Below are 12,832 nucleotides of genomic sequence, written 5' to 3' on the forward strand. Positions count from 1 at the left end.
TGGTGAGAAATATATCACGGAGTCTTGAGCCGTATTTAACACATAACTGGGGCGTGAAGCACTTCAGTAGAAACTACAAGCTGATGATATTAATAAAGCTATAATGCATACGCCAGCACATTCATTCGCTTAATATATACGCGCTAAAAGTTACCAACTTTATTAGCATGCTTTTAGCATCAAAATCTCATGAGAGCGCTAAAAGTTACCAACTTTATTTTTTCATGCGATTTTTTCGAGACGCTAGCATGCGGCTTAGCGAGCAGATTTGTTACCAACTTTATTAGCATCCCACATTTCTTGTGGCATGGCAATAACCTTTAAAACTGTGACATTAAGGTTAAAAACTTTATTGTCACAACACTAGGTTTTGAGGAGGGCTAGTGAGGTTTATCTAAATAAACAGTCAAAAAATTATATATTCCCCACTCTTTAGAAAAGATAGCAACTAAATATCATTTAAAGTATTTGCATAGCAAGGCTGATTCTTAGTGCTACTACCTATAGCGTCTATTTATAAGGTTAAAATTACCTATGAATATTGAAGAACACGGATTTGAAATTCACTCCCAGTTTCTTACTAAAGATGATATTCAAATCATTATTACGGAACTTGAAACTTTAGCTGTTGATTTTCCAACGCAAGGGATTCGTAATGCAGAGAAAAAGCTCAACTCAGCGCAGCAAAGGGTTTCCCCCAAGCACCGACACATTGTACATATAGAATACAGCAGTTTTGAATTACCTCTGGGGCTGACTTGGGCTTCGTCTTAGCGATGGAGTTTACACAAAAGTCCCTTGTCACTTGCGACAGAAAATACGCACTACTGATGTTTCCTGCACGCTGGCAATTAGCGCAACCCACTTAAATTACAGCATAATTAAACGCCTTGGAAATATTCCGTGATATTTTTATTAGCGGTAAAAGCTAACTAAAAATACTGATGCAAAGGCATTAATGAATCAATCTAGAAAAGCCTCTAATGTCCAGAGCTCTGTAAGCAAGTCAATCGCGCATTTGGCTTGGGCGCTATGTAATTTCCATTTGACTGTAAGTGCTGTGGTGGAGCATCTGTAGTAATTGATGAAAAATAGTCTGAACAGAAAAGAATTTAGCCTAAATCTAAGCCAGCAATGATATCCCAAAATAGTAAGGTCACTAACGATAGAAGTCCTAGCTATCTCTAACTAGGGCTTTTATTTATCCTAAGATCTTTAGCGTTCTCTTAATGCTTCTCGGGCGCGGTTAAGTGGTTTTATTAGGTATCTCAATATTGAGCGCTGGCCTGTTTTAATGTCAACTTCGGCTACCATACCTGGAAAAATACGAAATTCAGTACCTGCTTTATTAACTAATACATCTTTTTCTGTACGAATCAGCACTCGGTAATAAACCATGTCACGTTTGACTTCATCGCGTAAAGTATCTGGCGAAATAAGAATTACCTTGCCTTCTAAGCCACCATAAATGGCATAGTCATATGCTGTAATCTTTACTAAGGCTTCTTGGTCTAGGCGAATATGGGCAATGTCTTGCGGTGAAATACGCGTCTCGACTAGCAGTTGATCATCCAGTGGAATAAGGTCCATAATTTTTCCACCTGGGGCCACTACTCCGCCTTTGGTATTTAGCTCAATATTTTTGACGATTCCCCTTACAGGTGAAATAACTTTTGCTCTTTTTAGGGCATCATCGCGAGCGCGCATAATAGACTCTAAGCTTTCAATTTCTTTATTAGCTTCAGAGAGCTGTTCTCTAGCATTCACTAGGTACTCATTGCGTAGCTCTAATTTTTTGCTTTCCAACTCAGCAATAGCTCTTTGCAAACGTATCAATTCAACTTCGCTGGAGGCGCCTGTGCGTACTAACTTAAGTAATATGGCTTCTTCTTTCTTGTATAGCCTTAAAGACTGTTCTACACCTTTAACGGACTGCTCTAGCCTTTCTTTACGTGAGTTATATAGTCTTTGTTCAGCCAATATTAGCTCTGGATCAGTAACTGATGACGGAATAACGAAAGGTTCTCCTGAGACTTCAGCTTTCAAGCGAGCAGCTTTAATTAGGTTAGCTTTGTAGCGGCTACGGCTTTCATCTAAGGAGGATTCAAAACGTGTTTCATCTAAATATGCCAACACCTGCCCTTCTTCAACCAGGGCACCTTCTTGCACTTCTAAGGTAGATAGAATGCCACCTTCAAGTGATTGAATAACCTGCTCCCGTGAAGATGGAATAATTTTTCCTTGCCCTTTGGTAACTTCATCAATTTCAAAAACTGCAGCCCACAGTACTAAAATGCTTAAGAATAAAAAAACTAGGAGCACTAAATAAGCTGTTTTAGGTATGCTAGGCTCGTGCTGTCCACCATAAAAGTAAGGGACACCTCTTAAATTCTCTTGCTCTAGCAAATTCAAGCCGGCATTTTTTTTCTTACTCATTCTAAACGCCTACCGGAGTGGATGACGGGTTATCGCCAATCAGTTTTTTCAGAATATCATCACGCGGTCCATCTAAGACAATCTGCCCATTATTTAAGACAATAATGCGGTCAACTAAAGACAAAACGCTGGTTTTGTGTGTAGCTACGATTAATGTTTTATCAGCAACCCAATTTTTTAAATTGGATATAAGCTGATGTTCTGCTATTTCATCTAAGGCAGAAGTTGGTTCATCTAGCAATAAAATCTTTGATTGAGTCAGGAAGGTTCGTGCAAGTAGAACGGCTTGCCGCTGCCCTCCAGATAGGCCAATACCCCCTTCCCATAAAATTAGATTTAGCCCATCGCTACTTCGTTTTACGAGCTCGCCTGCTCCAGCTAACGTCAGTGCTTGCACTATTTGGCTGTCGGTTGCATCCGGTTTGCCCAATGTCATATTGTCACGTAAAGTACCATGGATAAGACGAGAGTTACTGCCTACATAACCTATGTCGCGGCGTACATCATAAGGATCTATAGCGGCTAAATTGACGTCATCGAGCTTTATTTGTCCCGTAACAGGATCTAGCAAGCCTGATAAGGTATAAAGTAATGTCGACTTGCCTGAGCCATTTCGACCTAATAACGCAATTTTTTCATTAGGTTTAATTTCTAAGTATTTGATTCCAAGTATGGGTGGTTTTTTCACATCATAGGTCACTGCAACCTTATCTAAAACAAAATGACCATTGATTGTAGGTTTATGAATTAGCTTTTTTCCAAACTCAGAATCTACTGGTTTTTCCATTAACTCATTGAGGCTTTTCAAGGATACTTTGGTAGATTGCCAACGTGCTAAAAGTGCTGAAACCTGCGCCATAGGGGCCATCATACGTGAGCTTAAAATAGAAGCTCCCAGTAAAACACCCGTTGTAATATCACCATCCATCACTAAGAAAGAACCTACTAATATGGTGACCGCAAAGACTAAGGTTTGTACTGTTTGGCTCCATGTCATCAGTGCTTGAGTAATAAACTTAACTTCTAAGTTAGTATCTCCAACTTTTTCATTAAGAAAGTTCCATTCTTGTTGGAAGCGCGGTTCTGCACGATTGAATTTAATATCTTCATTACATTGTACGGCTTCAATTAAAGAAGCATTACGTAAGCTACTTTCGCGCATCGCTTCATTCGCCAGTCGTGCCAAGCGCGGTTGCAATAAAATGCCTGGCAGTATCATGACAAATAACGCCACAAGCGGAATAAAAGCTAGGCTTCCTGCAATCAACCACATAATAAATAAAAAGAGTAAAAAGAATGGCAAGTCAGAGGCTGCTGTTACGGTCGTAGAAGTGATAGTTTCACGAACATTTTCCAATTCTCTCAGTTGTGAAACAAAAGTGCCTGTGGACCTTACTCTATCTTTCATGCGAATACGTAATGCATGCCCAAATACTGTATCTGTAATTTTTAAATCAGCTCGCTTTCCTATTAAGTCAATTAAGCGAACTCGCACAATTCGCATAGTGAATTCAAAAACCATAGCGATAATAACGCCAATAAAAAGCACAGCTAATGTTGGGATAGATTTACCAGGAATAACCCTGTCATAGACTTGCATAGAAAACAAAATTGAACTGAGTGCTAAAACATTAGCTAAAAGTGCCGCTAATAAGACAGAGATAAAATATTTACTATCTCTTAAAACAATGCTCCAAAACCAATTTTTTTTATAAGGCTTGATATAGTCATCAACTCGAGCGTCTGCGATATTTCTTTTAGGTCTTGCAACTACAGCTTCACAGCCTTTTATCAGTTCTAGAAATTTTTTGATAGGTAGCTGATTAGTCGTACTATTTAGCCCACAAAATACAATTTTAACAGTGCCATCATTTGAGATATTCTCTACATAAACAGCCGCATTATCAGGTAATTTAATAATTAGTGGTAAGTACCATGGATTTAAAATATCTGCTGTTACTTTTTTCCATTCTAGCGATAATGCAAAATTATTAGAAAGCCGCTCTAACTCTGACTTATGTTGTGCGCCTGAACTGTATGAAAAGTTAACTCTGGCATTCTCTTCTGATACGGGAACCCTAAAATGTGTAGCTGTAAGCAGTAATGCTTGTAACCAAGATTCTGTTATATTCTTTTGCGCGACATTGTCCCTGCTCATCTACTAACTCCTCGAACAGTATTAGAGGGATTGAGGCTTTCACGAAACCGGCCTAACTGAGAGGCGCAGCTAATGCTAATCGCTAAGTAATCGTATTCTGCTGCAACTAGCTCTCGTCTAGATTGATGTAGCTCTTGGTCTGCATTAAGTAAATCTAAAATACTTCTTTGCCCTAACAAAACATATTGATCTTTATAAAGCTTAACGACTTCTTTTAAAAAGATATTCCGTGAGTCTAATGTTTTTATTCGCAACATAATTTCATCAAGTTTAACCTGATTATTTCGCCAGTTATTTTCTATTATATTTTTCACATACTTAAGATCATCTAGGGCTGCATTTTCTTGATAGGATGCAGCTCTTTGTTTGGAGCCAGTAGTGTAAACACTACCTAAAGGGGCATTCACAATAAGTTCTATTGAGTGATCATTACGTGAGTAACCATTATCATACTGACCGTTTATTCTATGTTGATAAGAGCCTTGCAAGGCTATTGTTGGCATACCATCTCGACGTGCTGCTTCTTTATCTTTTTGTGCAACAGTCACACCTGCACTAGCCATTTGCACTCTAGGGACTGCATTAAAATCAATATTAGCACTACGGCATAGACTGCTATAAAGTTCTTTATTAATTCTTTCTTTAGATAGTTTAGTGACAGGCTCGCCTATCATTTGGCTAAGGTTGATTAAAAGATTCTTATGCTCCAGATGCAGTGTATTAAGTTGTAGTCTAGCTGTTTCTAATCGTGCTTCTGCCTGAACTAAATCTGCTTTAGAGGCAGCGCCTGCATCACTACGTTCACGCGCTAAAGCGGTAATGTTTTCTACTGATTGCAGCTGCATTTCGGCTAATGGAATAAACTCCTCGTAGCGCTTAATATCAACATACATTAGAGCAGCTCGCTCAGCGACCTCATCGGCACCAACAAAGACTTCTAATATGCTTTGATCTCCACGTGCTTTTAAAGACTCTATCTGTGAGGAAACTCTTCCAAATGAATAAAGCAGTTGAGTGACGCTAATACTAGAAACATAGCCTTTCTTGCTATTGTTCATATCCTTAGAAAAAGAGAGATTGGGCTGTGGATAATATTCGGTTTGTTTCTGATAAACATATTCTAGTTGCGCTTTATGTTTATTGACCAATCCTGATAGTCCAGAATCCCAATTTAAGGCTTTATCCACTGTAGCTTCTAGTGTAAGTGCATTAGCTTTTTGCTCAAGCTCAAGCTTCGTATTGGCAAGAACCCAGCTGATTGAAAAAGAAAAAACACAGCATACTGCACAGCAGAATTTAATTATCTGAACCTTGCTCACACTAGCTTCCATTTTAAAACCAGATTAAAAAACATTGCTTATAGTCTGTTCAGGTTCTATCTGCAAAATGTTCGCTATTGAGATGTCATAGAAACTGTAGGCATCTAATGTTGTATCAACTGCCTCTACAAGCTCAGCATAGGATAAGTTCTGATCCTGTGGTTCATTAAATATTAAGTTGAGTGCTTTTTGTTGGGCACTTTCACTCGCAAGTAAACCGTCTAAAGAGAAATCAATAAACGCACTCTGGCTTTTCAAGCTAGAAATTGTATCCTGCTCCAGTTGTTCGCCTAATGCTAATATTTTTCCAATAACACTATAGACCGGCTCTATATTTGCCAGTAGTTGTGTCTGTTCAGTTGTGTCATCTTGTGTTTCAAGTGTTTTATTAACCTGAACTTCCCTTTCATTAAAGGAAGCAGTACTGGTATTGCCCGCAATATCTGTTTGTTTAACTAAAATATCGCCGACCGCATATTTACCAGTGGCTAATTGGAAACTGTCACCTGACCCCTTATGCCAATTTTTTCCACCATCTGTTGAGTATTCCCAAGTGGCGCCTGTTTCAATCTCATTAACAACAACCTTGCCTAAGTCTGCTCCTAAAATTGTAAGCTTCACTGCTGCTGGCGGTACAGTATCTACTGTAACCTTATCAAGCTTGGCATAAAGGCTAACATTCTCTGACTTATCAAAGGCTCTAACTTGCACTTGTGCATCAAGATAAGTGCCATCTTTTAACATAAAGGCTCCATTGCCGCCCTTATGCCAAGTTTTGCCGCCATCAATGGAGTACTCCCAACGATTGGCACCCCCTAATTCGGTAACTAAAATTTTTCCATTATTGGTAATGCTGTCAGTATCGGATTGGCCTGTGTCTTTGTCTAAACTGATCGTTGGAGCACTAGCAGGAGAATGTGCTCCAGTTAATTTAAAACCTGTACTTTCATTACCGTCTTGGTCTGCACTGCTAATTTTACCAATCTCTCCAGCTTTTATTGGGTTTGGTTTGGAGGTCCAAATACCATTAGCATCAACAGTAACTTTAGAAACTACTTCGCCTTTTTCATTACGGATAATTACCTGACTATTTGGCAAGCCTTTACCCGATAATTCGCTGCCATTATTAATAAGTATTTCAGGCTCTTGTGGGGCTTCTTTGGCGCCGCTTTCTATAGCCAACTCTTCTGACGTATTACCTGCACTGTCCTTGCTAAGAACAGTGCCTTTAGTACCTTTTGTAAAGGGGTTGGGTGATATACTCCATTTGCCATCCGCATCAACCCGGCCTTTAGCAATAATCTCATTTTTTTCATTTTTAAAGATTAAGCCGCTATTAGGTTCCCCTGTGCCAGATAGGACACCTGCATTATTGACTTCGATAACAGGTTTATTGGGTGGTGTTTGATCACCGCCAGTAATCTCATGCGGCTTACTGTCTTTCTGGCCATCTATAGAGGCGGTAATAGTACCTTTTTCACCTTCTGCAAGAGGATTTTTTGCGAAAGACCAGTTCCCCTTATTATCTGCTTTAACTGTACCAACCACGTCACCAGCAGCATTTTTTATGGTCACTGTGCTATCGGGGGTTGTTTTTCCTGATAGCCCTTTACTGTTATTTACTGATACCGTTGGTGTAGGTAATGTAGAGGCAAGATTTCCTACTATTTCAACTTTTTCACTGCCTCTGCCAGCATTATCAACAACTTGAATATAGCCTTTAGTGCCTGAGGAAAAAGGATTATCAGTAAATTTCCATTTACCGGATGAGTCAATATCAGTAGAGGCTATTTCAACACCATTTTGGTCAAAGAGTATCACCTTCCCTTTGCCGACAGCTGTACCTGATAAGACAGTATTATTCTCAAGGATTAAAGGGGATAGAGGTGCTGTATTATTACCAACATTAATGATTACGGGGGTACTGTCATTGCCTGCAGGGTCACGTGCAATAATTTGGATTAAAGCACCGTCGGGTAATGGTTTATCAATTATCCATTTGCCATTTGCATCTACTGTGGCATTAATGACGGTATCTTTACCCGAATAGTTAACTATCACTCTTACTGCGTAGCCTTTTTCGGTCGTACCTGCCAGGGTGAACTCGTCATTTTGAGTGACAATAGGGGTTTCAGCGGCAGTTTGCTTGCCACCTGTAATCTCTGTTTTACTGCTTTCTGAACCGTCAGGGCTTTTGGCAAAGATAGTACCCTTTTCACCTTCTTTTAGAGGGTTACCATTAATTGCCCACTTGCCATTATTATCAACTAAGGTGGAGGCTACTTGCTTGCCATTGGCATCTAAAACAATAATTGTAGTGCCTGCATCCCCCGTACCAAAAAGTCCTTTACCGTTATTTAAATCTACTTTTGGGGCGCTTACTTTGGTGTGGCTAGAGTCAGAATGCGAAGAATGTTTGCTGCTGCTATTTTTCCCCAAGGCGACACCTGCACCTAAGCCTAATGCCCCTACTAATAACCAAGAGGAATCAAACTCTGGAACGCTGCTGCCTTGCCAAGATAACGAGTAGTCAATGGTTTGCCCTACCTCAAGGCTAGTCATGGAGCTACTTTCTAGTGCGCTAATGGAAGCTTGACCCAGTGGTGCTTGCAATATATTTATACTGCCTTCAGTTTGTGTGATTAATAATTCACCGGGGTTGGCATAGTAGCCTTTGATAATAACACTAGGCTTATCGCTATTAGCTTCAGTATAAATCCAAAGGTCATTGCCTGTTTTGCTAGCTTTAATTTCATTTGTAGCTATTTCTCCATTTTTATCAATAAGGAGATAGTCACTATCACTGGCTGCATTTATAACGAGAATTTCATCTTCTGGCTGCCTAACCCTAAGCCCTTTTAGTTCTGTTTTTTTTATGCTAAAGAGTTCATTGTCTGCTACTTTCACTGTGACCGCAGACTGATTAACATTACTAGCAGCACGTACTGTCTTGTGACTCTTACTCACTAATCCTATTGAAATAGCCACAGCTAATCTCCTACTCTAGCCCGACACTAAACACATGGTGCTCAACTAAAGTCCGTTCCTGTTCAGTAGATGCCCATTAGAAAAGACTTTTATAACGCATAATAACGAATATTTTTACATTAAAAAAAATATAGTTTTATATAATTTACAAATAAAGAAAGTGCCTACAATAAACTCAACTATAGGCACTTTCAAGCGGCTATCAAGTATTAAAAAACAATCTGATGATTTGCTAGCAAAGTAGCCAGATCAACTTGATCATTCGTCACATTTTGGAAATTAATATCTGCTAATTTCACCTCATTAAACGAACCACCTGCACCATCTCTATCTAAATATAGAACGCCATCTTCTAGGCGCAGATATTTAGTAATACTGTCATCTAGTAATGTAGCCTTACCATTAACGTATTTTGCTGTTTCCAAATAAGATTTTCCGGTATAGCCTACTAAGAGCTCCTTGATATTAATAATGTCCGCATTAGCAGTAGCCTCTACTGTACCCACCCAGAAATCATTAATAATATCAGTGCCATGGCCTCCTGAGCTGTTATTAGACAGCAGTTTATACATAATAGTATCTTGTCCACCAGCTTTCAGATGGAAGGTATTATTACCTGCGCCACCATCAAAGAAGTTGTCTTTACTATTTGAGTAGAAGGTGTCATTACCTGCACCGCCTCTTACACCTTCAATATTAGAGTATTGATGCACACCAAAACCGGTATCTTGGAAATTAGATAAACGTAAGTCTACGGTGATATTTGTTTTCCCTGCGAGCTTGAAGTCAATAATATCAAGGCCACCAGTGTTACTCCATTCACGTACACCGTTAACGAGCTTACTGCCACCGCCACCTTCATATTTATTCACTCCAAGTGTAGCAAAGAAGGTGTCATTATAGCCTGTACCAACAACACCATTGCCTATGCTGGCATCATTAACAGCTTTACCTGATTCGGCTGTTAGCACATAAGCGTCCCAGTTCTCTCCCGTTTTCAAACCACCCCAAGCCGCATTTACATTAGCTATATTGTACTGGCCTACAAAACTAGAGGCTCCTACATGCTGTTCAACACCACCTATGTTACGTAGCAATACAGCGTTATACGTCTCTTTTGGATCCAAACCATAGAAGCTTAGAAGAGCCGTACTGTTACTTGTTTGGTTACCCGCTTGATGGTTTAGTACCTGGGTGCCTACAAGGTTACCTTTTGAGTCATACAGATGGACTGTATTACCGAATAACGCATTAATACCTTCTTGATCAAGAATTTTAAGATGTAAGGCAGTACCTTTTTTCAAGGTATTTTTGTTTTCTATAAAGGTTGTTCCTGCATTACCCGTGAAAACAAGTAAGTCCTGACGCCCATCCCAGTCTAAGTCAATATTAACTAATCCGGAATAGCCTTTCCCTGCGCCTGCTGCTGAAGTAACAACCTGGGAAGAAGCTAAGATTGTTTCTTGGAAAGCCACACCAAACTGATTAGTTAACAACTTAACTTCTTGTGTAGTGCTCATTGGTCGCCCTTGGTAGGATAACCTTGGAATAGTAATAACATCGGCCTTTCCGTCCATATTCCAATCGACACTGATTGCGCCACCTACGTTTTTATTGGTCGCAATTTCAGTGTAGGTTTTGGCTGTACCTACCGTACCTATAGCTTCGACTTGAGATAGTTTTCCATTGTCATTGTAGAACACATAACTGCTGTTATTAGTAGAGTTGTAGGTGCTACCCACTGATCCTAAGAATAAGTCAAGATAACCGTCACCATTAAAGTCTGCCCAGACTAATGATTGACCATTAAATCCATCTGTATCTGAATAGCCTGCTATTCCATTTATATTACCTACACCAGTCAATATCTGGGTAACTTCTAGTGCACCTGTGCCTTTGTTGCTAGCTATAACTAAACGGCCATTTACAGTAGATCTAGAGGTACCAGAATTTTTACTGCCTATATAGTTACTGCCAAAAGTTCCGTTAAATACAACGTCTACAGCACCGTCATTATTTAAGTCAACAGTTGAAACTAGCTTATGTGGCGTAGCTTGGTTTGTTTGTCCATACTTTTGATAATCGGGATCTTTGTCGACACTATTAGCAGTGCTATCAACAAAGGTTGGGTCTTTAGAGAAAATACCGCCTTTATTTAGAACAAACTGCGTATTATAGCCCCCTCCCACGTTAGCATCATTAGGTGTACGGTCGCCATAGATGATGTCGACATAGCCATCACCTACTTTGTCGTAAAGAGCTGTGCCTCCCCACCAAGAGTATACGTTTGCATCGCTACTATAATTGACGCCACCACTGCCATTTGTTTTACCAATAATAAAGGCATAGTAGTCTTTATTCGAAATGCCATCATTACTTCCGACAGTTCCAGCATTCGGGCGGTATTCAAAAGCTTGCTGTCCATCCACATACTGAGAGTCTAGCCCCACAATATCCATGTAACCATTACGGTTAAAGTCAACAAAACTCATTGAGCCATAAACACCTTTACGACCATTGGAGTTTAATGTATTAGATGAGAATGAGGATGTATTGGTAATATCAGTGGCTGTTTGGTTCAATACATTCATGTTGGAGAAAACACGCCATAAGCCGTCTTCACCAATAGTAATACCTGTTGCTTTATTTGCTGGATCATTACTATCAGGGATAACAGGAGCTACAGGATTTTTCCCCACATTGACTTCATTATAGGTAGTATCTTTCACCACCAAAGTACCTGAATCCCTAATCAGTTTGGCAACAACATCATATTTAGTACCTGCTGATAAGGTATTACTTGCTGGTAGTTTTACATACCAAGTATTGTTTAATGGATCTACAACCACATCTCCAGTTTTGGAGTTATATGTTTTTCCATTAATAGTCACTTCAACATATTCATCTTGATAAATTTTAAAGCCAACTGATCCAGATATAATTGGATTTTTATCCAATGTATTGATGTTGTTAACTTTAATTTCCAAATCAACTTTCAGTGACAATTCTGCAGACGCATTACCATAAGTACTACCATTGGAAATCACTGCTGTAAATTTAGGTGTCGTATTGTTTTCTAAACGATGTGATTCAGGAATTTTGTAGGTCCATTTATCACCATCTACTACCGCTGTTCCAACAAGTACCTCATTGCCGCTGCCAATAGCACCACGTGTAGTATCAAAAATCAAAATACTTTCACGCGTTGTAAGCCCAGCAGTAATCTTGCCGAATAATACAGGGTTACGATCATCTGTAGTGCTACCAGAAGGCATTTCACCTGTAACATCACCGACATTATCAATATAGCCGTTGATGCTGACTTTCGTTGATGGCGTAGTAGTATCTAGATTGATGCTATATTCATTTGATAGCTGTCCTTTACTACCTGTAGTGTTTTCAACAGCCGCAGTAAACGTATAAGCGCCATCGCTATTTAAAAGCCCTGTATAGGTCCAAGTTAAATCAGCATTAACTTGAGCCTGACCGACTCGTACATTACCCAGATAAATCGCCAGCACTTCTCCGGCTTTCAGCGCAGCACTAATAGACCCTGTTAAAGTTGGTGTCTTATCATCTGTATATCCGCCATGAGCAACATTACCGGTAACAGGCGCTTGATCATCAAACACATTCAAGATACGTACGGTTTGATCCGGCACTTGGGTGTCTACGGTGATTTCGTAGTTGTTGGAGATAGCACCGTTGTTGCCAGCAGCGTCTTTGACGCGGGCAGTATAGGTATAGGTGGCGTCTGTTAGGCCGCTGTCTTCAAAACTCCAAGTTAGGCTGCCATTAAGCTGTGCTTCGCTAAGGCGAGCTATTTCGCTGCCGTTGCGGTAGATCGCTAGGTATTCACCAGCGCCTAGGGCTTGGCTGAGGCTGCCTTTCAGTGTAGGAGTAGTATCGTTGGTAATTCCTTTATCACCAA

Annotated in this window: 6 protein-coding genes; 1 reads left to right on the plus strand and 5 read right to left on the minus strand. The window is 39.8% G+C overall.

Annotation, left to right across the window (positions count from 1 at the left end; all coding sequences use genetic code 11):
• Nucleotides 1-534 precede the first annotated feature (534 nt).
• On the plus strand, nt 535-774 hold the full coding sequence (locus VQ643_RS05485) for a hypothetical protein (protein ID WP_414198282.1): 240 nt from the start codon (nt 535-537) through the stop codon (nt 772-774).
• Nucleotides 775-1,215: 441 nt separating this feature from the next.
• On the opposite strand, the gene VQ643_RS05490 is transcribed toward VQ643_RS05485, so the two are convergent.
• From VQ643_RS05490 to VQ643_RS05510, 5 genes are all read right to left on the minus strand, one after another.
• A complete protein-coding gene (locus VQ643_RS05490) occupies nt 1,216-2,436 on the minus strand; it encodes an HlyD family efflux transporter periplasmic adaptor subunit (protein WP_414198283.1) in 1,221 nt (406 codons plus the stop codon).
• Nucleotide 2,437: 1 nt separating this feature from the next.
• On the minus strand, nt 2,438-4,594 hold the full coding sequence (locus VQ643_RS05495) for a type I secretion system permease/ATPase (RefSeq protein WP_414198284.1): 2,157 nt from the start codon (nt 4,592-4,594) through the stop codon (nt 2,438-2,440).
• The gene (locus VQ643_RS05500) at nt 4,591-5,913 is read right to left on the minus strand and encodes a TolC family protein (protein ID WP_414198285.1); all 1,323 of its coding nucleotides are present in this window, start codon (nt 5,911-5,913) and stop codon (nt 4,591-4,593) included. The genes VQ643_RS05495 and VQ643_RS05500 overlap by 4 nt, the downstream gene beginning before the upstream one ends.
• A 24-nt stretch (nt 5,914-5,937) precedes the next feature.
• The gene (locus VQ643_RS05505; protein WP_414198287.1) at nt 5,938-8,901 is read right to left on the minus strand and encodes an Ig-like domain-containing protein; all 2,964 of its coding nucleotides are present in this window, start codon (nt 8,899-8,901) and stop codon (nt 5,938-5,940) included.
• Nucleotides 8,902-9,110: 209 nt separating this feature from the next.
• Nucleotides 9,111-12,832: Ig-like domain-containing protein (locus tag VQ643_RS05510; RefSeq protein WP_414198288.1), on the minus strand; the 3,722-nt coding region annotated here is incomplete at its 5' end.

Source organism: Pseudomonas sp. F1_0610 (assembly GCF_047470865.1).
Classification (GTDB): domain Bacteria; phylum Pseudomonadota; class Gammaproteobacteria; order Pseudomonadales; family Pseudomonadaceae; genus JAZDRH01.